Origin of the sequence: Muribaculum sp. NM65_B17 (assembly GCF_004793735.1) — a bacterium.
In the GTDB taxonomy this organism is placed as follows: Bacteria; Bacteroidota; Bacteroidia; order Bacteroidales; family Muribaculaceae; genus Muribaculum; species Muribaculum gordoncarteri.
The window spans coordinates 12,850-35,892 of the sequence record NZ_SRYY01000006.1 but is presented as its reverse complement, the minus strand read 5'-3'; the positions used below and the strand labels follow the sequence as shown (position 1 = coordinate 35,892).

Genomic DNA, 23,043 nt, shown 5'->3' with positions numbered 1-23,043 from the left:
CCCAAAATGAAACAGATATACTATACATTTCGGTCATTGTCACAAAACAAGGCGGCAACGACAATCAAAGTCCTGTCGCTGACGCTTGGGCTCGGCATGAGTATAATATTGTTTGCAGGCATTGCCTACACGCTAAGCTACAACAAATGCCTTCGCGACTATGACAGCATTTACCAGCTGATGATGCAGTTTGAAACGGCAGGAAATAAATCGGACATAACACGGCAATGTTACGGAAAACTCGCAGGAAGCCTCTACGAGGAGTTGCCCGATATGATTGAATCGGCAGTGGCAATGCGCGACTTAGGCTACTGCTTTGACATGTCCGACGGCCGGAATCTGCCCTATTTCACCACCGCAGCCGACTCGCTATTCTTTGAAACAATGGGTATCAATGTGATAAGCGGAAATCCGCGCATGGATCTTCAACAGAATGATGTGATATATGTAAGCACCCGCATGGTCGACGAAGTTTTCCATGGCGAAAATCCCGTGGGAACCCAACTGATAAGAGGCAACGACAAGGCTACGATAAAGGGTGTATTCGAAGCGTTGCCCGCCAATTGCGACATCACATGCGACATCGTGCTGTCGCTCCCGTCGTTACTTAATCGAGGCATAGGCTATTTTGGCTGGGACGGAGGTTCGGGATGGACCGAATTCGTGCGACTTAAGGACAAGGACATCGATCCCGAGCGGCTCCATGCACTCATAAATCAAGTCACCGAGCGTCACGCACCGCCGGCCGACGACAACAGCTGCGAAACATTTGCCATATCAATTCGTGACTCCATCCTTAAAACAGCGACTTACGGCGCCAGCTCATGATACTCGGAGCCTTGGCTCTGGCACTGTTCCTGATTACAGCGTTAAACTACGCTCTCATGTCAATATCCACATTGAGCAAAAGGGCAAAGGCCATCGGAGTCCACAAGTGTTGCGGAGCCGACAGCAATAAAATATTCGGAATGTTTGTATTGGAAACCGTCACCATCACCCTGATTGCTCTGTTGCTGATGGGAATAATGTGGTGGCTGTTCAATGACACGATAAGTGAATTGACAGGCAACCCGCTGACCGAAATGCTTAACGCCGACCGTGCATGGGTGATAGTAGCCGTGGCACTGATGATGGTAGCCGTGGGAGCGGTTATTCCCGGCCGACTGTTTGCCCGCGTTCCGGTGTCGCAGGTGTTCCGTCGCTTTTCCGAGCGCAATAACGGGTGGAAGCGCGTGCTCCTGTTTATAGAGCTGGTGGGTGTGTCATTCGTATTTGCATGGCTGTGCGCGACATCGCTACAATACCGGCACTTGCGCACGGCCGACAAGGGTTACGATTCCGATCTATTGGTTCAGGTCGAAAACATGACCATGGACATATCGCCCGAAGCAGCCTATAACTTCATCCGAAGCCATCAGGCGGTGGAGGGAATAGCATCATCCTACTCGTGCCCGGCATTCGGTTACTCGGGTGAATATATACGCGACGACAACGGAAACATAATCTTCTCAAGCCGCACCGACGATTGCTCGCCCAACTATGTCGAGGTCATGGGCATGACCCTGCTGGCCGGACGCGCTCCTCAGCAGGAAGGCGAAGCAATTGTCAACCAAGAGTTTCTGCGAAAGTCGGGACTTCCCGAAAACACATCGCCTACAGCCGGCGAAGGCCTGTTTACCAATGCCGAACGTGGACGAGTACGCATCACCGGAATCGCAAAGGACTTCAACATAGGCGGATTCTACGATGAGCAGGAACCCATCATAATGCACTATATCGGCAACCCGGCGTCACCTTTCACGGTGCGCCTTAAACAACCCGTAAATGAGAGCATCAAGCTTCTTAACGAATCGCTCAGCGACTACATGGGTAATGACGGTTTCTGGATATATCAAGTGAGCGAATTAGGCGCCAACGGATACTCATCGATAAAAAGCACGATATTCATCTTCTCTCTCGCAATAATCATAATCGTGATTATAACCTCGATGGGAATGATAGGATTCATAAACGATGAAATCCAACGAAAGAGCAAGGAGATTGCCATACGCAAGATAAACGGTGCGACAGCCCGCGAAGTCGTCGAGCTGCTGTGTTCCAACATGCTGAAAACCGCCGTTCCCGCAGTCGCCATAGGCACATTGGCGGCATGGTTCTTTCAACGGGCATGGTTCAGCCAATACTCCACAGTCGTAAGCGGAATCGGATTGTGGTACGTAGCAATCGCGCTCCTTCTCATCATAGTAGTAATTGCTGTCGTAGCACTCATGACACAGCGCATAGCTAAAGAAAATCCCGTAACATCACTGCGAAACGAATAAATATCCCAATAAAATAGAATGAAACAGGTATATTACGCATGGCGTACAATAGTGAATGCCCGATCGACAACATTCATCAAGGTGTTGTCGCTCGGAGCCGGGCTCATGGTAGCCATTGTGCTGCTCACCATTATCTCCTACTACACCGGTATGGACACGGGCTATCGCGACTACCGGAAACTCTATATGGTATGGACCCAGCCCAAGATGGAAAATGAAAACCGAGAGCCTTCGTCAATGTCGTTCGGTCCGTTCAGCCAACACATCAACGAAGAGCTGAGCGACCTTGTAGAGTCATCGACGGTTGTGACCAATTTTTACAGCGGAGGAGGTTACTTCAAGATGGACGGTCAGGAAGTAAATTCAATGGGCGTCGCCGCCGACTCACTGTTTTTCAAGACAATGGGTATCGAGGTGCTTAAAGGCAATCCCTCGGTCGAGCTGGCGCGGCCCGGAACTGCATTTGTCAGCTCCAATTTCGTGAAAGAAAATTTTCCCGGAGGCGACCCGATAGGGAAACACATGAGATTCTTTTTTGACTCGGAAGATGTCGAAATTGTGGGAGTATATAAATCATTACCGCCAAACACTTCGTCCCGACCTGACATAGTGTTGTCGATGCCTACCGTTTACAAACTCGGCAACAATTACGTAGGTCACGGATGGAACGACTACTTGGCCTGGCAAACCTTCCTGCGCGTGAAAAAAGGCACCGACATCGAGGTGCTCAACAAGAAGCTTAACAATATACTTCAGAAAAATCGCCCCGAGGCCGACGGCCTTTCATACGAAGCAATGGCACGCCCCATCAATTACGGAGTATTTGAATATGAGTACACCCGTAACATGATCGTGATATTACTTTCAACCGCACTGATCGTACTGTTTATCGCGATTCTTAACTATGCCCTGCTGTCAGTGTCGTCGCTCTCAAAACGCGCCAAGATGATCGGTGTGCACAAGTGCAACGGAGCCGGCAAAGGCACGATATTCTCCATGTTCATTGCCGAAACCACATTGATCGTGCTCATGTCGCTTGTCGTAACGGTTGCCACCGCAGCGTTATTCAAGCCCATGATAGCCGAACTATACAACGATTCATTCGGAAAGACACCGTTGCTTGATAAAATAATCATCGCCTTGGTGGTGATAGCCGTCACTATCATAGTGGGCGGTGTGATTCCCGCACATATATTCGCCAAGATTCCGGTGGCCAACGTGTTCCGACGCTTCAGGGAACGCAACTCACTGTGGAAACGCATATTGCTTTTCATTGAATTTGCAGGCGTGGCCTTCGTTATGGCTTGGCTTGTGATAATCACCGCTCAGTACATCTACATCTCCAACAAGGATCGCGGATGGAATATCCACGACAAAGCCCTGTTCATGTTCAGCCGGTATGAACCCGGGAAAATGGACGGCATCATAAACCTGACCCGCAACATGCCTTATATAGAAGAAACGGCCTACTCGGCATTCACTCCCGTATGGGGACACGTAGGTGAAGATATATACAATGACGAGGGCAATGCAATGTTCTATTCACCCTATGACGAAATTTCGGAAAACTACATCGATGTGATGGGAATGACGCTCCTCCAGGGCCGTGCTCCGAAAAATGTAGGCGAAGCGGTGGTCAACCAGACTTTCATAAAGAAAATGAACCTCCGTGAGGAAAATCTGCTCGACAAAAATCCCAATCTGACGGTAGGCACCGACCGTCACAACCGACAACGCATCGTAGGCATAATAAAGGACTATCAGCAGTCATTCAATGAAGAAATCAAGCCGTTGATAATGTATTACGATCCCGAAATTGTGCCTTACATATCCATAAAGCTCAAGGAGCCTTTTAACGCAAACTTCAACAAGCTTGAAGCCGAGATTAAAAATCATTATCCTGAAAGCGAATACAACCTTGTAAGCTACAAGAGCATAGCCGACGAGCAAAACTCGAATACCAAAATCATACAACGCATATTCCTGTCGGTGGCCGTCATAATCGCATTGATAGCGTTTGTGGGACTTACGGGCTTCCTGCGCGATGAAATGCAACGCCGCTCCAAGGAGATAGCCATACGCAAGATAAGCGGAGCTTCATCACCTCAGATAATAAAAATGATTACATCGGGAATGCTTTGGATAGCCGTCCCGGCGGTAGTTCTCGGCACCGTGGCCGCATTCCTGATAAGCGGCATGTGGCTTGACAGCTTCTCCGTGAAAGTTCCTTACCTGACGCTATACTATGTGATCTCGGCCATTGTGGTGCTGACTCTCATAGTGGTGTGTGCCGTGGCCATGACCAGGCATAAGGCATGTGAAAATCCCTCATCGAATTTAAAATCAGAATAAAATATAACACTAAAAAACAACTATCATGATTAAGATTGAAAATCTCAGCAAAGTGTTCCGTACATCGGAAGTTGAAACCGTAGCGCTCGACAAGGTAAACATCAATGTCGACAAAGGCGAGTTTGTAGCCGTAATGGGCCCCTCGGGATGCGGCAAGTCAACGCTGCTCAACATCCTCGGACTGCTCGACAACCCCACCGGCGGAAGTTACAAGCTCAATGACACCGAAGTGGCCAATCTTAAGGAAAAGGAGCGCACACGCCTGCGCAAAGGCGAGATAGGATTCGTGTTCCAGTCGTTCAACCTCATCGACGAGCTTAACGTATTTGAGAACGTGGAACTGCCGCTCACCTACATGGGACTCAGCGCCTCGGAGCGCAAAAAACGCGTGAACGAAATGCTGAAGCGCATGAACATCAGCCACCGCGCCAAGCACTTCCCCCAGCAGCTCTCGGGAGGTCAGCAGCAACGTGTGGCAATAGCGCGCGCCGTCATCACCGATCCCAAGCTGATACTCGCCGATGAGCCCACCGGTAACCTCGACTCGAAGAACGGTGCCGAAGTGATGGAACTGCTCACCGAGCTCAACCGTCAGGGCACGACAATCGTCATGGTGACGCACTCAAAGCACGACGCGGGATATGCCCACCGCATCATCCATCTCTTCGACGGAAACATCGTCGCCAACGTGTCAAACGACAACCAACTCTAACAGTCGACCCGCTACATGAAACAGCTATACTATTCGTGGCGGGCCATGTCGGGTCCCGGAAACTCCAACGCCATCAAAATAATATCGGTGGCACTGGGACTGCTCATGACAATCCTGCTCATGTCGCGCATGGCTTTGAACCATAGCTTCGACACCTGCTACGACAATCACCGGCAGCTCTATCAGCTGTGGATGCAGTACACCATCAACGGCAATACTCTCGACCGGCAGCAGCAATGTCTGGGAAAACTTGCGGGAGCCATCTACGAGGAACTGCCCGAAATGGTTGTCGCCGCCACGACTACCAACCGCAACATGGGGCAAGGTCTTTTTCGGGGTGACACAAAGTTTTCCGAGAAAGCGATAGCCGCCGACTCACTGTTTTTCAAGACAATGGGCATCGAGGTGTTGAAAGGCGACCCGGTGACCGACCTCGCCCAAAAGGATGTTGTGTACCTGAGCGAAAGCTACGCACTGATGATATTCGGCGGCGACGACCCCATAGGAGAGGTGCTTAAGTACAACAACGAGTGGGAACTCACCGTAAAAGGCATATACCGTGACCTGCCCGACAACGTAACGGCCCCGCATAAAGCCGTTATATCCATGCCCACGCTTTGGAGCCGTGAAAGGGGCAACTACTCATGGAACGGAGGCGACAGCTGGCCCGAATTCATCAGGGTAGCCGACGGTGTCGATCCCGTGGAACTCAACCGCCGCATTAATGAGATGTTGCAGAAAAATCTGCCCGACACCGAGTCGCTGCAGCTCGTAATCGATGCAGCACCGCTCACCGACACCTACATGAGCAACGACGAGGTGAGGCGCATGGACCGCATAATGCTCGTGCTCAGCCTGGCCCTGCTCTTCATCACGACGCTGAACTACGTGCTCATCACAATAGCGTCACTGTCAAAGAGGGCAAAGTCGATAGGCATCCACAAATGCAACGGTGCCGGAAGCCCCACCATATTCAGCATGTTCATCATCGAAACTCTCATGGTGCTCGGCTGCGCGCTTGTGCTCATGGTCATCCTCACACTGGTGTTTGGCGACATGATAAAGGACACTATCAACATCACGCCGAAGCAGATGCTTGAGCCGTCACGGTTGTGGGTACCGATAAGCATAATGCTCATATTCGTGCTCATTGGCGGAATCATACCGGGACGCATATTCAGCCGCATCCCTGTCAGCAACATATTCCGTCGCTTCAGCTCGCGCCGCAATCCGTGGACGCGCACGCTGCTCTGCGTCGAGTTTGCCGGCGTCACATTCATTGTGTGCATGATGACCGTAGCCGCTTTGCAATATCATGAGGTGATGAATCACGACCTCGGCTACAATCCCGAGCGTGTTGTCATAGCCGAGGTGCCGGGACAAACCGCAAAGGAGGTGGATGCGGCCTACAATGCCCTGCGTGACCTGCCCGTGATTGAAGGCCTGAGCGCGTCCTACTACAACCCGGTGTGGGGCTACAGCGGAATGATGGTGTCGGACAATAGCGGCAACGATCTTTTCTCGTCACGTTACGATGCCTGCATCAACGGCTACATCGACTTCATGGGCATGACCCTGATTAAAGGTCGCGAGCCGAGGGACGATAACGAAATAGCGGTCAACGAGGAGTTTGCGCGGCTCATGAACTGGGGCGATGACATCGTGGGACGCATCGTGCCCGAAAGCAGCAAAATCGCCAAGCATCCCGTGACAGTAACGGGACTGTTGCGTGACTTCAACATAGGCGGATTCTTTGAAGAACCTATGCCCTACCTGATGTTCTACAACCGATACTTCTACCCGGCGATGTATCTGCGCGTAAAGGAGCCGTTCAAGCAAAACCTCCTGCAGCTCGAAGAGTCGATGAAGGAGCTGTTTCCGGCCTACGACATTGAATTCTCACTGATGGAGAAGGAGATATCCGACACTTACGAAAACGTGCGGCAGTTCCGCAACGCCACCGTCATGGCCTGTGTGGTAATCCTCTTCATAACTCTCATGGGATTCATCGGTTACATACGCAACGAAGTGCAGCGCCGAGGCAAGGAGATAGCCATCCGCAAGGTGAACGGAGCCGAGTCACACCACCTGTTCAGCCTGCTCATACGTGACATCGTGTCGATTGCCGTTCCGTCGATAATCGCAGGTGCCGTTGCGGCATGGTTTACAGGCAAAATATGGCTGGAGCAGTTCACCGTTGAAGTCAACTTCCTCGCCGGATACTACATTCTCGCATCGATTGCCGTGCTTGTCGCCATAGTGCTTTGCGTCTATGTCATGACACGAAAAATCGTGAACGAGAATCCTGTAATAAGGCTTAAGAATGAATAACCCCCGGGGCTGTGTCGGAACGTGGTCTTAGAGCCGGTTCGACAATAAACGTTAACGGTAGCGCGGTCAGTCGGTAAACACCGGCAGGCCGCGCCTTTTTATGCGCTTGGTGTCGACCCTTGTCACGGCAGGATCCTTTATGGCATAGGTTATGATGATGGAGTCGCCCTTGTAGAGCGAACGCAACATTCCCTTTCGCGTGGTAAAGTCATCGTGATACTCCACACCGTCGACAGTGTAGGCGAAATATATCGTATAGGAGGTATAGGCGGGCTGACGGTGAACACGATGCCTTATTCGCTGATAGCGCTCCTCATGGTGACGGCGCTCGACCTTCTCTATCACAGCCTTGACATCAACCGACCCCTCTTCAAGTAGCCGATTTTCACGACAGGCCCTCACGGCTATTGACGCAATCACGATTACCACCGCCGCGATTACGCTTGCAATTATAATGCGCTTGACTTTTGTTGACATAGCAGTTGGGAATTTTGAGCGCAAACTTAGCTAAAAAATATTAATTAATCGGCATCGGCCAGGCATTAGTTCTCGACTTATTCGTATCTTTGACTACCGTCTTAGATACTCTCGCTCGACAAAAGCAAAATAAATTTTCTTTTGTTCTCGACTTATTCGTATCTTTGTTTAACCAACATTATCTTCATCATGCTTGAACGATTGAAAAAAGAGGCTCTCAACGGCAATCCGGCAACTGTGGACGATGCTCTGAAGCTGAACGAATCCTATTCTGCCGACATGCTCGCTGACGCAGCCGACGAAATACGCATCCGATGGTGCGGCGATGTCATCGACACCTGCTCGATAGTCAACGCCCGCTCGGGACGATGCAGCGAGGACTGCAAATGGTGCGCGCAGTCACGCTTCCACAATACCGGCATCGAGGAGTATGACTTCGTGCCCGAAAATGAAGCCATGCGCGCCGCAATGCTTAACGAAACCCACGGAATAAAACGATACTCACTCGTGACGAGCGGACGCAAAGTAGCTCCGCGTGACATGTCACGCTTCTGCGACCTCTACCGCAAGTTGGGCGAGTCGACGGGGCTGTACTTGTGTGCATCCATGGGATTGCTCAACCGCGACGAACTGATGCAGCTCAAGGAGGCCGGAGTAAAGCGTTATCACTGCAATCTGGAAACCTCGGCAAGCTACTTCCCCTCGCTTTGCTCCACCCACACCCAAGCCGACAAACTGAAGACAATAGCTCTTGCACGTGAAATAGGACTTGATGTGTGCTGCGGAGGCATAATAGGCATGGGCGAATCGATGCGCCAGCGCCTTGAACTTGCCGAAGAGGCCCGAAATGCCGGTGCGGTATCCATCCCGATCAACATCCTCAACCCCATAAAGGGTACCAAGCTTGAGGACACTCCGCTATTGTCGGAGGAAGAGATAATACGCACCGTAGCACTGTTCCGCTTCATCGCGCCCAAGGCAACCCTGCGCTTTGCCGGAGGACGCATGAGGCTGTCGCCCGAATCGATGCGACGCATAATGCGCGGCGGAATGAACGGTGCGCTCATGGGTGACATGCTCACCACAATAGGCAACAGCGTGGCCGACGACAAGCAACTCTTCAGTGAAACCGGCTTTAAGGAACAATAGTCATGGAAGTCCGGGCATTTGAACTTCAGTACCGCACTCTATATCGCCCGCTCGGCATGTATGCCCTGCGAATAACAGGCGACATAGATAGTGCCGAGGATGTAGTTCAGGAAAGTTTCGCCCAGGTGTGGGAAAGCCTCAACCGAGGCACCGAAATATCCGACCTGCGCCGATACATGTACACCGCCGTGCGCAACAACGCATTGATGGCCATGCGCGGCAGCATCAACAAGGTGAGTTTCGACGAATCCTACTCCGACCTGCCGCTTGAAGAGGCCATTGACACCTCGGAGCGTGACTCGCGGCTGTGGGGCGTCATCGACAAGCTGCCCGATCAGTGCCGTAACGTGTTCCTCATGTCGAAGCGCGACGGAATGACCTATGCCCAGATAGCCGAAGAGCTGAATCTGTCAGTGCGCACTGTTGAGCATCACATAAGCAAAGCCCTTGAACGACTGCGCGATGCGGTCAAGGGAGCAGCTCTGCGCATATATTTTTGGATTTTTTGTTGAAAATTTTTCAATTTACAATAGGGGTATTTCGACAAATGTGCATCATGTATAGTAAAACACAACAATTAAGTTTATTCTATGCAGGAAAATAACATAAATCTCACATCGGCCGACGAACGTTCATTGCAATTTGTAGCCCGTCATTATCGCCAGGGAGCATTCGATGCCGGACAGGCCTGGAGCAAGCTCGACATTCCGTGTACGAGCAGCTACTATCGTCGTCGCGTCATAGCCATAGCGGCTGCCGTAATTGTGATTGTGGGATCGGCATTTGTCATTCGACATCTCATCAATTCGTCATCATCATTGGCTGAACCGCATCCCGTAACGCTGGCTTGCAATGACGCCAACACCACCTATCTGCTTCCCGATGACTCACGTGTCACGCTGACACGCGGAGCCAAGTTGACCTACGACATGTCAACATTTGCCGAAAAGCGTGACATAACGCTTGACGGCCGTGCATTCTTCGATGTAACGCACAACGAGTCGTCGCCATTCACCGTAAACACCGATGTAGCCACAGTGACTGTGCTCGGAACACGATTTGCGGTGGACGATGAGTCACAAAGCACAATCGTGCAGGTGCAGGAGGGAAAAGTGGAGGTGACATGCCCCAGCGGAACCGCGACACTCGAGCGCGGCACAATGGCCATAGCCACCGACAGAGCACTTAAGGTTCAGGCAATCGACGATGTAAACGCATTTGCATGGGTCGACGGCAATGTCGAGTTTGACAACATGCCTCTGAGCAAGATTGCAGGCACAATCGAACGCGTTTACGGAGTCACTGTAACCGGACTCCCCAAAAACGACCCCTCATTAACTCTTTACTTCAAGGGCGATGCTCAACAACTCGTCAACGAAATAAACTCCCTGCTCGGAACACAATTAAAAATAGCGGACAATGCGCAATAGGTTGGCATTGTTGTTGATACTGACCTTGGCAGCCGTAGCTTCGGCCGCCGGGCGTATCACAATCAATGTCAACTCACAACCCATAAAAGAGGTGCTCAAGGAGGTTAAGGCGCAGTCGGGCATCAACCTCATCTACATAACATCGGACATCCCCGACCGCAAGATAACCCTGCATCTCGAAGACGCAACACTGAAAGAGTGCCTTGACGCAATATTAAAGGACACGCGTGTCACTTACAGCGTAAAGGACAACAATATAATACTGCGACGCGAAGCGGTATTAAGCCCCAAACGGGTAATAAGCGGTTTTGTACGTGAGGAGGAATCGGGAGAGGCTGCCATAGGAGCCATCGTGCGTGACGCCAACTCGGGAGCGTTCACCACAAGCAACAGCAATGGCTTTTACAGCCTGCCCGTAACCTCTTCCGAAGCTGACATCAATGTCACGCTCACTGGCTACACCCCCATGTCGATACGCCTCGACTCGCTTAAGCTCGACAATCGACTCGACATAACGCTCACGCCGTCGGGCAAGCTCGACGAGGTAATAATAGTGGGCGACAAGAATTCCGAACTTACATTTGAGTCGCCGGTCATCGGCAACCTCTCCATGAACCGCTATTCGATCACATCGACGCCAACGCTGTTTGGCGAAAGCGACATCATAAAGTCACTTCAGTTCCAACCCGGAGTGATTCCCGGCGTAGAGGGATTTTCCGGGCTGCAGGTACACGGCGGAAGCGACGACCAGAACATGTATCTGCTCGACAACGTGCCGCTTTATCAGGTAAATCACCTCGCAGGGATGTTGTCGTCGTTCAACACCGATGCGATAAACAATGTCGACTTCTACAAGTCATCGTTTCCGTCACGCTACGACGGGCGCCTCTCGTCGATAATCGACATACGCACACGCGACGGCAACCTGACGCGCCGTCAAGGCAGCTGGAAAATAGGATTGACATCGGGAAGCTTCAACATCGAAGGCCCCATAATAAAGAATCGCATGACCTATACGATTTCGGTGCGCCGATCGTGGTTTGACCTGCTGTCGATACCCGGCATAGCCATATATAACGCGGCCATCAATGAAAACAAGAGCAAGATTGTGTCACGTTACGCATTCACCGACTTCAACGCCAAAACCACCTATCACTTCAACGACCGCAGCCGCCTGCACCTGATGGTCTACTACGGCAACGACTTCTTTAAAGGCGGCACCAAACGAAAGCACCGTCACGACAAGGATCTTGAGGAGTCGAGCGACATAAGCACCCTCGACTGGGGCAGCTTCATCGTGTCGGCCAACTGGAATCATGTCTACACTCCACAGCTGTTTGGCGAGATATCGATGTCATTTTCACGTTACAACTCGATGCTGAAGCGTAAGATGAAGTACAAAAACACATTTCTCAACGACCTCATCTCATCGACGACATCCAAAATCCATAATCGCATCGACGACTATTCGCTGCGAGTAAACTACGACTGGCAACTGACTCACAGCCACCATCTGAACTTCGGCGTCAACTACACATATCACGTATTCACCCCCTACCTCACCGAGTTCATCAGGAAAGTCAACCACAACACCAACACCTCCACGACACTTCAGTACGGTTCTCATCCCCATGAGATGAACCTATACATCGACGACGAGTGGTACATTAACCGGCATTGGGCCATATTGGCGGGCGTGTCGCTCAGTTCATGGATCAATCCTGGCAACAAAGACTACCTCAAACTTAATCCGAGGGTATCGGCGATGTATCGTCCGATACCTTCATTGTGTGTGAAGGCTTCGTTCACACAGCTGTCGCAGTACAACCATCAACTGCGGGAAACAGCCCTGAGTCTTCCCACCGACATGTGGATTCCGATTGCCGGCGACTTCAAGCCGCAGAAGAGCCGCAAGGCATCAATCGGAGCCTATTACAACATCAACAACCGTTACACACTGTCGATGGAAGCCTACTACAAGAGGATGTACAATCTCATCGACTATCGCGACGACTACTATTATTACCCATCCAACACCATAATATATGAAAAACTTGCCGTGGGCGACGGCAAGGTAAGGGGCATCGACATGTCGGTGCGCAAGACTTTCGGCAACATAACGGGACACATCAGCTACAGCATGCTGTGGAACGAGCGACGGTTTGAAAACAAGAACAACGGACAAAAATTCCCATCGGCCTACGACAACCGTCACAAGGCCAATATCGTAGCCAATTGGCGCATAAACGACCGTTGGGAAATAAATGCCGGATGGACAATAATGAGCGGCAATCGCATAACGCTGCCCACAAAGAGCTACAATCCGCTTCCCGGAACCAACGAAATAATAGGCAGCCGGAAGGACGAAACGATAGACTACATCACATCAATCAACAACTACCGACTACCTGCCTATCACCGACTCGACATAGGAGCCAACCTGCATATAAAAGGAGCCAACGGCAAGGAGGGAGTGTGGAACTTCAGCCTCTACAACGCCTACTGCAACATGAACGTTATCGCGATACGAAAACAACAATATGCTCCGGGGAAAGGCGCCGTCTACGAAAAACTTCGCATGATACCATTGATTCCTTCGGTTTCCTACACTTTGAAATTTTAACAGCCATGTCACGACTAAAACTCATCATACTATTCATTGCAACCACGGCACTTGCTACGGCATGCACATCGACTGTCGACATCGATGAAAACGGCTCACAAGTGCTTGTGCTGAACTCGCTTGTCACTCCCGACGCAACAATATCGGCAAGCATAACACGCACATGGAACCACAGCGAAAACCGTCCCGATGTAACACAGGACAACGCCACAGTGATATTGAGTGTCAACGGGCAGATTTCATCGCTAATGACATTCGATGCCGAGTCGAAACTGTACGCCTCAACCGTAACTGCTCATGAAGGTGACATAATAACAATCACGGCATCCCACCCCGACTATCCCTCGGTATCGGGCACTTCGGAAATTCCCGAGAAAGTGGAAATTGAGTCAATGGAAGGCCGCGTACAGAAACTCATCGACACCAATCACATCATAGTAGGCTCTGACAATCAAACAACATACGGCTACCTTTACAGAATATTCTACACATTGAGTTTCAACGACCCTGCGGGAAGCGATGACTACTATTATCTAGCCCTTAACGGAACTACCGGAGGTGCCGACGATGACTTTGACCTGTCGATTGACGACATATTCTCGTCCAACGAGTCAATTCTCGACGAATCATTCTCGGCCGGAAACAGAGTGCCGTTATTTCGTGATGTGTCATCAGACGGAGAAACGATACACCTGAGTTTCATCCACAATCTGCGTACATCCGACCCCATAGACAAAATCGAAGAAGAGGTGACGCTCCACCACATAAGCAAGGACTACTACACCTATCTGATGTCGGTACACCGCTCGCACTCTGGCATAAACAGCGTCCTCGGCAACCTCGGGCTTGCCAATCCCGTGAAGGTCTACACCAACATCAACGGCGGTGTAGGCATCATGGCCTCGGCGGCCGGATGCTCCAAAAGTATAGTGCTTGAAACCGAATAACGTTTATTTTCGAACCGGCTCTTACTGAAACAGCATGCGATAGCCGCGCAGAAAATAGTCGCGTGACAACTCCTTGGGCCTCACTACCGAGTCATTCCAAATGACTATGTCAAGGTCAATCACCACTTTTCCGGTAATCTTGGACTGATGTGTGCGCCCGCACTTCATCTCCCACTCCTTCATCAGCTTTACTGCATCGTCCAACGACATGCAGGTCGACGCCGAAGCCACACAATTAAAATAAGGATCGTAACGCCGGCTGTACTCGGGGGTTTCGTAAATCTCGGACACCCTCACATCGTCAAATTGCTCTTCAAGCCACTTGACAGTGCGTGACATCATCGCTTCACGCTCGAGGACATTGCTTCCGATGCTTACGACAAATGCGGTCATCGCTGCGGTACCCCTTTCATAGTCAATGCTATGCGCCCACGCTCGTAGTCGACATCGAGCACCCTCACCGTTACGTGCTGATGCACGCTCACCACTTCGGCAGGCGACGAGATGAACCTGTCGCACAACTGCGAGATGTGCACAAGTCCGCTCTCCTTTATACCCAAATCAACAAAGCAGCCAAATGCCGTTATGTTGTTGACGATGCCGTTCAGCTCAAGTCCGGGCTGCAGGTCGTGTATATCCTTGATGCGGTCGTCAAACTCCATCACCTCGACCGTTGCACGCGGATCGCGTCCGGGCTTCTCCAGTTCAAGGAAAATGTCGGACAACGTAGGCAATCCCACCTGCTTGGTGATGTAACGCGACAAGTCGACACTGCGTCGCATCGAAGCGTCCTTTACCAGCTTCTCGACATCGCCGCCGTTGTCGGCCGCGATTTGCTCTATCAGTTCGTAACGCTCGGGATGCACGGCTGTGTTGTCGAGCACATTGTCGGCACCGGGAATACGCAGGAATCCGGCACACTGCTGAAATGCCTTTTCACCCATGCGAGGAACGCCGAGCAGCTCCCTGCGGCTGCGAAAATCACCGTTTTCAGCCCGATAAGCCACAATGTTGGAAGCAAGTGCCGGCCCGATACCCGATACATAGGAGAGCAGCTCACGTGACGCAGTGTTGACATTGACGCCGACCATGTTGACACAGCTTTCCACCGTATAGTTCAGTGCCTCCTTCAACTTATTCTGGTCGACATCGTGCTGATACTGCCCCACCCCTATCGACTTGGGATCAATCTTCACCAGTTCGGCAAGAGGGTCGATCAACCTGCGGCCGATCGACACGGCTCCACGCACCGTGACATCGTAATCGGGGAACTCGTCACGCGCGACCTTGGAGGCCGAGTATATGGAAGCGCCGTTCTCGCTCACGACAAATATCTGAATCTTGCGGGGATAACGCAACGACTCCAGGAACTTCTCGGTTTCGCGGCTTGCCGTGCCGTTACCTACGGCTATGGCATCGATGCGGTAGGATTCCACAAGACGGCTCAGCTTAAAGGCGGCTCCGTGGAAATCGTTCTGTGGCGGATTGGGATAGATTACCTCGGTGTGCATCAGATTGCCCTGCTCGTCAAGACACACAATCTTGCATCCGGTGCGGAAACCAGGATCGATGGCAAGCACTCTCTTGCGTCCCAACGGAGGCGCGAGAAGAAGCTGACGCACATTTTCGGCAAACATGGCTATCGCGGCATCGTCGGCACGCACCTTGGCGGCGGCCAACGCTTCACTCTCAATCGACGGCTTTATAAGACGCTTGTAACTGTCCTTCACGGTGAGTCGCATCAGCGAGGCTATCTTATCGGATGTACCGGCCTTGACAAACAGGCGTGACAGTCGGTCGATCATCTCGTCATCGTCGATTGTCACCGTGACCTTGAGAAATCCCTCATCGGCACCACGCAGTATGGCCAGTAGGCGATGGGATGTGCAAGTGCGCAACGGCGAAGAGAAATCATAGTAATTTTCGTAATTGCGACCTTCCTCCTCCTTGCCCTTCACCACTTTGGACGATATCACGGCATTGCGCATGTAACGCGACCTTACAATCGAACGCGCCTTTTCGCTTTCGCTCATCCACTCGGCCATTATGTCACAAGCACCGGCAATGGCGCTGTCGACATCGGGCACTTCGTCGTTCTTGAATCGCTTGGCAACACTTGCGGCATCATCGAGATTCTGCGCCATTATCATGCGTGCAAGCGGTTCAAGCCCCTTCTCGGCGGCCATCTGGGCACGTGTGCGCCTGCGAGGGCGGAAAGGCATATACAAATCCTCGAGTGTTGCCGAATCGAGAGTTTCCTCTATGCGGCGTTTAAGCTCGGCTGTGAGTTTACCTTGCTCCTTTATGGTGTCGAGAATAGTTTCCTTGCGCTTGGCCAACGCCTTCAAAGCTTCGTAACGCAGCTGCACGTTGTGCACCCCGACTTCGTCAAGGGCTCCGGTGGCCTCCTTGCGATAACGGCTTATAAACGGTATTGTCGCACCGTCGTCAAGGAGTTTTATAGTTGCCGCGACCGACTTGCGCGGAATATTCAATTCTTGTGCAATAATAGAGGAATAGTCATTAGTCATGGATATAATCAATGAGCCTTTCGTAGTGTTAATACAGTTATTTCGGGAGTCGCACCGATACGTGCCGGCAACGCCACCGTACCGAGCCCGATGTTTACATAAAGTTTATGTCGTGAAGATAAATCGTCGTATAATCCGCCCCAATTGTCATATCGCCACTCAGCGGGTGACCATGAACCAATCTGGCATTGCATGGCATGAGTGTGACCCGACAGCGACAGGGCGATGTTGACGGTGTCGTTATCGGCTATCTTTTCACTCCAATGGGCGGGATTGTGGGTCATCAGAATCTTAAATGTACTGTCGGACTGCATGGGATAAGCCTTGTCGAGGTCGCCATACACAGTAAAAGGCGGGTCGCCCCAGTTTTCAACCCCAATAAGCGCGATAGAATCATTTCCGCGTCTTATGTACTCCGACCGGTTGTTCATCAGATTCCATCCCATGTCACGTTGCAGCCTGTACATCATGTCCATGTTTTCGCTCTTCATCTCGGCCGACGGCCATTTCTTATAGTCACCGTAGTCATGGTTGCCAAGAATCGAATAGACTCCGTCGGCAGCCTTGAGCCGTGACAGAGGCTTGACCTGAGGCAACAGTTCATCGGTGCGACGGTTCACTATGTCGCCGGTAAACAGCACCAGGTCGGCACTTTGATTGTTAATTACATCAACTATTTCGCTGACAAAAGTCGTGTCGGAGCCATAAGTACCAACATGGAAATCGGAGAACTGAAGCACGCGATACCCGTCGAAAGCGTCGGGCAAGTCGGCAAATTCAATCACCACCTCCTTTATCTGGTAGCGGGTGCGATTAATCAACGCACCCCACCACATAGTCAAAAATACAGCTACCGCGGCCACCGATCCTATAATGTTCATGGCCTTCCAACGCTTTCCGCGCCACAGTCGCGGAATGAGGCCGATGAAACTTATTATACAGAAAACGTATTTGGAGATATAGACCGACAGGTAGGTATAGAGCATCCACATCACGGCAAGCAACACTGCATCGCTGCCGCTTCGCCGAGGCAACGCCACGGTGACGATGATGAAGATGATGAAGAACAACGAGCTCCATGCATAGACCACACCGGGCCAACGCTTGCGCTCTTTATTCACGATGCATCGCCATATATAGATGTCGACAAAAACATTGACAACTATCAGGATTATCATTGTTAAGATAGGCAGACGCATATCGTTTTCATTATAATTACCGGTTCAACTACTTTCGGCAATAACGGCTTGCCGACATCTTGTTTTTCAAAGGATTGGCATACATGGTGAGCATCATCTTCTGCATATAGGCCATATCGTCGGCAGTCAGGTCGGGAACATCCTCCACTTTTGCCAACTGCTCGTCGATATATCGCTCGAAACCGACCACATCGTCGGCATTGTAGTGACAGGCAAACTCATCGGTGTCGTGCAGCTTGTCGTAGGCAATGTAGTTGATGGGGAATATCTTGAAACCCGAATGTATTTGGCAGTCAATCAATTGACACACATCACGCGCTATCGAAGTCTTGTCGAGGTCGTTGGGCAACTCCTTAAGTTCATCGGTCAACGTGTTGCCTACAGTGTAATGTACGCGTCCCTTGGGCTGAAGCAGTCCGGTTTCCATGCTGAAGAGGTCGTCGCGTTGCGACTTCTTGAAATCGGGATTGCGGCGTTTCAGCAGGAACTCACGAGCTTTCAGATAGTCGTTGGGGTCATACTCATAGGAAATCGACACGGGCATAAGATTTATTTCCATCAGATTGTCGTGGAAATCATGTTCGCCGGCCAATCCGAGCATCTTTATCAAGCTGTCCTGGGCAAGGTCGCTTGAATCCTTGCTTCGTCCCTCACGCTCGGCAATCCACACCGACTGACGGCGGTCGCTTACGGCATAGTGGATGTAGGCCGAGAGCTCGCTTGCAGCCTCAAGAGCCTTTGCACGCGGCAGATTGCGCTTTACGATGAAGCTCTTGTTGAGGCGCACGAGGTCGCTTATCCACTCGTAGATCAACAGATTGCTTCCTATGGCAACCTCAGTGGTGGGAAGTCCCGCACGCAGGAAGCACAAGTTAAGGAATGATGTGTCGAGCACTATGTCACGATGATTGGTGATGAAAGTATAGGCTTTTGAGCAATCTATATTCTCCACACCGTCCATAGTTACGCCCGAAGTGGTTTTTGCGGCCAACATCTCCAAGAACGGCCACATTATCTTTCGCTGGAAAGTTTCTTTATCTTGTACCTGCAGCAGCTCTTTACAGAACTCCTGAAAATCGACCTGCGGCAGAACCCATTTTACGGCATGTTCAAAACCCGGTTCCTTTACAAGGTGCTCCATTTTTTCATGGAACATACTGTCGGGATAGGGACAGATATCATTAAAAAGTTGTTCTTCCTTATTCATGTCTGTATTTCTATAATAATATGGAAATATCCAATTTCCTCAAAGATAACAATTTTACATTAGAAAATCATGAAGCACTGCAATTTCTTTACGAAATTTTAATCACTCGGAGCCCTGATTGTAGTTTCGCCACTTTTCGATGAGCTCTGTCATATCGGGTGGCACGGGTGCCGAAAAAAACATTTCCTCTCCGGTTTCGGGATGCACAAAGCCCAATGTACGGGCATGGAGCGCCTGTCGCGGACACACGGCAAAGCAATTAGCCACAAACTGCTTGTACTTCCCTCCGGGAGTGCCTCGAAGTATCTGGTCGCCGCCGTAACGCGCGTCATTGAAAAGGGGATGTCCGATGTGCTTCATGTGAACCCTTATCTGATGGGTGCGGCCCGTTTCGAGCACACACTTCACCACGCTTACATAGCCGAGCGGCTCCACTGTGTCGTAATGGGTCACGGCATGCTTGCCGTAATCGCCCTCGGGGAACACCGCCATCTGCAGCCGGTCCTTCAGGCTGCGTCCGATGTTGCCCTCGATGCGCCCAGAAGCCGGACGAGGCTGTCCCCACACAACGGCCACATACTCACGCTTGGTGGTCTTGTTAAAGAACTGCTTGCCGAGATGGGTCTTGGCATCGGGAGTTTTGGCCACAACCAGCAGTCCCGAGGTGTCCTTGTCTATTCGGTGCACAAGTCCCATTCTCGGATCGTTGACATCATAGTCGGGATTGTCGCGGAAATGAAATGCCAGCGCGTTTACAAGAGTGCCGTGATAGTTGCCGTGACCGGGATGCACCACAAGCCCGGCAGGCTTGTTGACCACGAGCAGATGCTCGTCCTCGTACACGATGTCGAGAGGAATATCCTCGGCTATTATCTCAAGCTCGTAACGCGGACGGTCCATGACCACGCTCACCACATCGAGAGGCTTCACGCGGTAGTTGGATTTCACCGGCTTGCCGTTGACGAGAATACACCCGGCATCGGCGGCCTGCTGTATGCGGTTACGCGACGACTTCTCGATGCGCGCCACAAGAAACTTGTCGACACGCAGCAGCTGCTGTCCCTTATCGGCTACAAAACGGAAATGTTCATATAGTCCGCCGCCGTCATCACCCTCGACGCCGTCGACACCTTCCAGGGCATCGAGTTCGTCGTCATCATCGGTCATCGGCTTACTCTGCGGGGCTGAGTCTTGCATAATAATTGAAACGATTCTCGGTTTTTCATCAATCAAGGTCGAGCACCTCGGCCTCTGTGTCATCGGCAACAGCCATGTCAACAATTGTGTCGGATGACTCCTCGGTTATGCCCTCGCCAACCACTATGGTAAGCGAAGCCGATGCCGGAACACGCGCTCCGGGATCCAGCTCGATACCGTTGAACCTGACGCCGAGCACCAAATCCTTGTATTCGCTCGGGACATAAAGTTCCCTTATTTTCTCAAATCCAAGTCCCTCAAGAGTTGAACGTGCCTGTCGCAACGACATGTCGGTGAGGCTCGGCACCGAAATCATTCTCGGTGAAAAGGCATTTATAGTGAGATAGACAGTGCGGTTGGGCTTTACCTTGGCATTGACCTTTGGCGACTGCTCAAGCACCGTGCCCGGACGAGTCGATGAGTCATAGATCGAATCGGAGAGCTCGGCACGAAGTCCGGCTTCATCAAGCGCCTTCACGGCCTGCTCATAGCTCAGCCCTTTCATGTCGGGAACCACGCGATATTCGCCGTGACCTGTCCACACATCCAACGCCACGAGTGTAAGCCAGATGATGCCACACCCGACAAGCACTATCAACAACAGATTGAACAGTATCGGATGTTTTTTTATGAAGTCAACCGGCTTATTAGTCTTTTTGTCAGTTTTGTCTTCCACGCGTAAAATCAATTTATCGACAATCCGGTTGCAGCAGCCGGCCCTCGGCGATTAAAACAAGAGCCGCCGACAAGGATGTCAGTTTAGAGTGCAAACTTAACTAAAAAAGCCGAAACGAGAGGCTATTTATATTAATTTTGTAGCTTAAAAAAGCTCAAATAGCGTTTTTCATCAAAAAAAGCGCACATTTTTCTGCTCCTGTCGCGATTTATTTTTAACTTTGCAGCTTGAATATTTGATTGCATATATGCGTAAATACATTTATATAACATTATCCGTTCTAATGCTCGCCCTCACATCATGCGGCGAGTACCAGCGAATATTAAAAAGCACCAATCCCGACGAGAAGCTCGACTTCGCGCGCCGCGCATTCGAGCAGAAGCGCTACACCCAGGCCACAACCGTGCTGACCGACATCGTAACGCAGCTCAAAGGCACCAAAAACGCCGAGGAATCGCTCTATCTACTTGCCCTCAGCTACTACGAGAACAAGGATTACTACAACTCGGGACTCTATTTCCACACCTACTACAGCCGCTACCCCAAAGGCAAATATGCCGAGCTTGCACGCTTCTACTCGGGCTACGGCTACTACCTCGACTCGCCCGAACCTCAGCTCGACCAAAGCGAAACCATAAAAGGCATCGAGGAGCTTCAGGCGTTTCTCGACTACTACCCGCGCAGCGACAAAGTGCCCGTGGCACAAAACGCGATATTCGAGCTTCAGGACAAGCTCACCCTCAAGGAGCTACAGAATGCACAGCTCTACTACAACCTCGGCAATTACGGCGGCAACAACTACGAGTCGGCCGTGATTGTGGCCCGCAACGCCATAAAGAACTACCCCTACTCCAAGTACAAGGAGGAGCTTGAGATGCTCATACTGAAAGCACGCTATCAGGAAGCGTCACAAAGTATCGAGGAGAAGAAAGCCGACCGATTCCGCGATGTAGTCGATGAATACTACTCGTTCATCAACAACTATCCCGACTCGGAAAACCGCAAGGAGGCCGACAACATAATGAAGATTGCCAGCAAATACGTAAACGAATAAATCTCACAACTATACATTATTAATAATGGACTACAAGAAATCCAATGCACCCCTCACGACCACGACTCGTGACCTTATTAAGATGTCGGAGGACACCGGTAACATTTACGAAACCGTGTGCATCATCGCCAAACGCGCCAACCAGATTGCCGGCGAGATGAAGCACGACCTTGAAAAGAAGCTGCAGGAGTTTGCATCGCTCAACGACAACCTCGAAGAAATTTCGGAAAACCGTGAGCAAATCGAGATTTCACGCTACTACGAGAAGCTCCCGAAGCCCACTCTGATTGCCACTCAGGAGTATCTTGAAGGCAAAATTCATTATCGCAACCCCGCAAAAGGCAAAAATCTCGACTAAGGATTTGGCCGTAACGGGATAAATCACTACCTTTGTGCGCTCATTTGCGAGCACTATCATAATTATTAACTATTAATTCCTTTAAGAATGCATTTAAATTCTGAAGAAAAAGTAGAAATCTTTGAGAAATACGGTAAGGGCAAGACTGATACTGGCTCACCTGAAGCTCAGATAGCATTATTCTCGGTTCGTATTGCTCATTTGACTGAACATCTTAAGTCAAATCACAAAGATTATACCACTGCGCGCGCTCTTAAGGCACTTGTAGGTAAGCGTCGTCGTCTTCTCGACTACCTGATCAGAAAGGACATCAACCGCTACCGTGCAATCATCGCCCAGAAGGAGCTTGGTATCCGCAAGTAAGCCCTGCGCTCTACTTAAAGATTACATTGTAAGGCCGTCGCATCAACAACAGCGACGGCCTTCTTGATTTTTACAGCTTAAAAATCAGTCCTTCACTTGCGCAATCCAAAAAAAAT

20 protein-coding genes are annotated in these 23,043 nt (G+C 50.9%); 13 read left to right on the top strand and 7 right to left on the bottom strand.

The window, feature by feature from the left end; all coding sequences use genetic code 11:
- The first annotated feature begins 6 nt into the window (after positions 1 to 6).
- The 5 genes from E5354_RS10120 to E5354_RS10100 are packed head-to-tail and all read left to right on the top strand — an operon-like array spanning position 7 to position 7,716.
- Positions 7 to 828 carry an ABC transporter permease gene (locus E5354_RS10120; protein WP_135947395.1) on the top strand — a complete coding sequence of 274 codons (822 nt, stop codon included), beginning with the start codon at positions 7 to 9 and terminating at the stop codon, positions 826 to 828.
- Complete coding sequence (locus E5354_RS10115) at positions 825 to 2,321, top strand: ABC transporter permease (RefSeq protein WP_135947394.1); 1,497 nt, start codon at positions 825 to 827, stop codon at positions 2,319 to 2,321. The genes E5354_RS10120 and E5354_RS10115 overlap by 4 nt, the downstream gene beginning before the upstream one ends.
- 18 nt (positions 2,322 to 2,339) lie before the next feature.
- Positions 2,340 to 4,673, top strand: a complete 2,334-nt coding sequence (locus tag E5354_RS10110) for an ABC transporter permease (RefSeq protein WP_135947393.1) — start codon at positions 2,340 to 2,342, stop codon at positions 4,671 to 4,673.
- A gap of 25 nt (positions 4,674 to 4,698) precedes the next feature.
- Positions 4,699 to 5,385: an ABC transporter ATP-binding protein gene (locus E5354_RS10105; RefSeq protein WP_135947392.1), complete on the top strand. Its 687-nt coding sequence runs from the start codon at positions 4,699 to 4,701 to the stop codon at positions 5,383 to 5,385.
- A 15-nt stretch (positions 5,386 to 5,400) separates the two neighbouring features.
- Positions 5,401 to 7,716 carry an ABC transporter permease gene (locus E5354_RS10100; RefSeq protein WP_123396138.1) on the top strand — a complete coding sequence of 772 codons (2,316 nt, stop codon included), beginning with the start codon at positions 5,401 to 5,403 and terminating at the stop codon, positions 7,714 to 7,716.
- A 66-nt stretch (positions 7,717 to 7,782) separates the two neighbouring features.
- Here E5354_RS10100 and E5354_RS10095 read toward each other — a convergent pair whose 3' ends face one another.
- A complete protein-coding gene (locus E5354_RS10095; RefSeq protein WP_123396139.1) occupies positions 7,783 to 8,193 on the bottom strand; it encodes a hypothetical protein in 411 nt (136 codons plus the stop codon).
- Positions 8,194 to 8,382: 189 nt separating this feature from the next.
- Here E5354_RS10095 and bioB point away from each other — a divergent pair, with 189 nt between their 5' ends.
- From bioB to E5354_RS10070, 5 genes are all read left to right on the top strand, one after another.
- On the top strand, positions 8,383 to 9,342 hold the full coding sequence (bioB, locus tag E5354_RS10090) for a biotin synthase BioB (protein WP_123396140.1): 960 nt from the start codon (positions 8,383 to 8,385) through the stop codon (positions 9,340 to 9,342).
- 2 nt (positions 9,343 to 9,344) lie between these two features.
- Positions 9,345 to 9,854, top strand: a complete 510-nt coding sequence (locus tag E5354_RS10085; protein WP_238337313.1) for a sigma-70 family RNA polymerase sigma factor — start codon at positions 9,345 to 9,347, stop codon at positions 9,852 to 9,854.
- A 78-nt stretch (positions 9,855 to 9,932) separates the two neighbouring features.
- Entirely contained in the window at positions 9,933 to 10,772 is an 840-nt protein-coding gene (locus tag E5354_RS10080; RefSeq protein ID WP_123396142.1) for a FecR family protein, read from the top strand.
- On the top strand, positions 10,762 to 13,395 hold the full coding sequence (locus tag E5354_RS10075; RefSeq protein ID WP_135947391.1) for a TonB-dependent receptor: 2,634 nt from the start codon (positions 10,762 to 10,764) through the stop codon (positions 13,393 to 13,395). The genes E5354_RS10080 and E5354_RS10075 overlap by 11 nt, the downstream gene beginning before the upstream one ends.
- Before the next feature lie 5 nt (positions 13,396 to 13,400).
- Complete coding sequence (locus tag E5354_RS10070; RefSeq protein WP_168353878.1) at positions 13,401 to 14,342, top strand: DUF4249 domain-containing protein; 942 nt, start codon at positions 13,401 to 13,403, stop codon at positions 14,340 to 14,342.
- 21 nt (positions 14,343 to 14,363) lie between these two features.
- Here E5354_RS10070 and E5354_RS10065 read toward each other — a convergent pair whose 3' ends face one another.
- The 6 genes from E5354_RS10065 to E5354_RS10040 form a co-directional block, all read right to left on the bottom strand.
- A complete protein-coding gene (locus tag E5354_RS10065) occupies positions 14,364 to 14,735 on the bottom strand; it encodes a 2-amino-4-hydroxy-6-hydroxymethyldihydropteridine diphosphokinase (protein WP_135947389.1) in 372 nt (123 codons plus the stop codon).
- A complete protein-coding gene (locus E5354_RS10060; RefSeq protein ID WP_135947388.1) occupies positions 14,732 to 16,873 on the bottom strand; it encodes a Tex family protein in 2,142 nt (713 codons plus the stop codon). Before E5354_RS10060 ends, E5354_RS10065 begins: the two co-directional genes overlap by 4 nt.
- Positions 16,874 to 16,881: 8 nt before the next feature.
- A complete protein-coding gene (locus E5354_RS10055; RefSeq protein ID WP_168353877.1) occupies positions 16,882 to 18,051 on the bottom strand; it encodes a metallophosphoesterase in 1,170 nt (389 codons plus the stop codon).
- A 49-nt stretch (positions 18,052 to 18,100) separates the two neighbouring features.
- Positions 18,101 to 19,279 (bottom strand): acyltransferase, encoded by a 1,179-nt coding sequence (locus E5354_RS10050; RefSeq protein WP_135947386.1) that lies wholly within the window; start codon positions 19,277 to 19,279, stop codon positions 18,101 to 18,103.
- A gap of 102 nt (positions 19,280 to 19,381) precedes the next feature.
- Positions 19,382 to 20,476 carry an RluA family pseudouridine synthase gene (locus E5354_RS10045; RefSeq protein WP_369698986.1) on the bottom strand — a complete coding sequence of 365 codons (1,095 nt, stop codon included), beginning with the start codon at positions 20,474 to 20,476 and terminating at the stop codon, positions 19,382 to 19,384.
- 28 nt (positions 20,477 to 20,504) lie between these two features.
- Complete coding sequence (locus E5354_RS10040) at positions 20,505 to 21,152, bottom strand: PASTA domain-containing protein (protein WP_123396150.1); 648 nt, start codon at positions 21,150 to 21,152, stop codon at positions 20,505 to 20,507.
- A 247-nt stretch (positions 21,153 to 21,399) separates the two neighbouring features.
- On the opposite strand from E5354_RS10040, the gene E5354_RS10035 reads away from it, so the two are divergent.
- The 3 genes from E5354_RS10035 to rpsO all read left to right on the top strand — a co-directional run bounded on the left by E5354_RS10035 (position 21,400) and on the right by rpsO (position 22,927).
- On the top strand, positions 21,400 to 22,206 hold the full coding sequence (locus E5354_RS10035) for an outer membrane protein assembly factor BamD (protein WP_123396151.1): 807 nt from the start codon (positions 21,400 to 21,402) through the stop codon (positions 22,204 to 22,206).
- A 25-nt stretch (positions 22,207 to 22,231) separates the two neighbouring features.
- On the top strand, positions 22,232 to 22,564 hold the full coding sequence (locus E5354_RS10030; RefSeq protein ID WP_123396152.1) for a DNA-directed RNA polymerase subunit omega: 333 nt from the start codon (positions 22,232 to 22,234) through the stop codon (positions 22,562 to 22,564).
- A gap of 87 nt (positions 22,565 to 22,651) precedes the next feature.
- A complete protein-coding gene (gene rpsO / locus E5354_RS10025; protein WP_123396153.1) occupies positions 22,652 to 22,927 on the top strand; it encodes a 30S ribosomal protein S15 in 276 nt (91 codons plus the stop codon).
- Positions 22,928 to 23,043 lie beyond the last annotated feature (116 nt).

Bases quoted from the DNA above. Each gene is read 5' to 3' on its own strand.
- E5354_RS10120 (WP_135947395.1), top strand. From the start codon at position 7: ATGAAACAGATATACTATACATTTCGGTCATTGTCACAAAACAAGGCG.
- E5354_RS10115 (WP_135947394.1), top strand. From the start codon at position 825: ATGATACTCGGAGCCTTGGCTCTGGCACTGTTCCTGATTACAGCGTTA.
- E5354_RS10110 (WP_135947393.1), top strand. From the start codon at position 2,340: ATGAAACAGGTATATTACGCATGGCGTACAATAGTGAATGCCCGATCG.
- E5354_RS10105 (WP_135947392.1), top strand. From the start codon at position 4,699: ATGATTAAGATTGAAAATCTCAGCAAAGTGTTCCGTACATCGGAAGTT.
- E5354_RS10100 (WP_123396138.1), top strand. From the start codon at position 5,401: ATGAAACAGCTATACTATTCGTGGCGGGCCATGTCGGGTCCCGGAAAC.
- E5354_RS10095 (WP_123396139.1), bottom strand. From the start codon at position 8,193: ATGTCAACAAAAGTCAAGCGCATTATAATTGCAAGCGTAATCGCGGCG.
- bioB (WP_123396140.1), top strand. From the start codon at position 8,383: ATGCTTGAACGATTGAAAAAAGAGGCTCTCAACGGCAATCCGGCAACT.
- E5354_RS10085 (WP_238337313.1), top strand. From the start codon at position 9,345: ATGGAAGTCCGGGCATTTGAACTTCAGTACCGCACTCTATATCGCCCG.
- E5354_RS10080 (WP_123396142.1), top strand. From the start codon at position 9,933: ATGCAGGAAAATAACATAAATCTCACATCGGCCGACGAACGTTCATTG.
- E5354_RS10075 (WP_135947391.1), top strand. From the start codon at position 10,762: ATGCGCAATAGGTTGGCATTGTTGTTGATACTGACCTTGGCAGCCGTA.
- E5354_RS10070 (WP_168353878.1), top strand. From the start codon at position 13,401: ATGTCACGACTAAAACTCATCATACTATTCATTGCAACCACGGCACTT.
- E5354_RS10065 (WP_135947389.1), bottom strand. From the start codon at position 14,735: ATGACCGCATTTGTCGTAAGCATCGGAAGCAATGTCCTCGAGCGTGAA.
- E5354_RS10060 (WP_135947388.1), bottom strand. From the start codon at position 16,873: ATGACTAATGACTATTCCTCTATTATTGCACAAGAATTGAATATTCCG.
- E5354_RS10055 (WP_168353877.1), bottom strand. From the start codon at position 18,051: ATGATAATCCTGATAGTTGTCAATGTTTTTGTCGACATCTATATATGG.
- E5354_RS10050 (WP_135947386.1), bottom strand. From the start codon at position 19,279: ATGAATAAGGAAGAACAACTTTTTAATGATATCTGTCCCTATCCCGAC.
- E5354_RS10045 (WP_369698986.1), bottom strand. From the start codon at position 20,476: ATGCAAGACTCAGCCCCGCAGAGTAAGCCGATGACCGATGATGACGAC.
- E5354_RS10035 (WP_123396151.1), top strand. From the start codon at position 21,400: ATGCGTAAATACATTTATATAACATTATCCGTTCTAATGCTCGCCCTC.
- E5354_RS10030 (WP_123396152.1), top strand. From the start codon at position 22,232: ATGGACTACAAGAAATCCAATGCACCCCTCACGACCACGACTCGTGAC.
- rpsO (WP_123396153.1), top strand. From the start codon at position 22,652: ATGCATTTAAATTCTGAAGAAAAAGTAGAAATCTTTGAGAAATACGGT.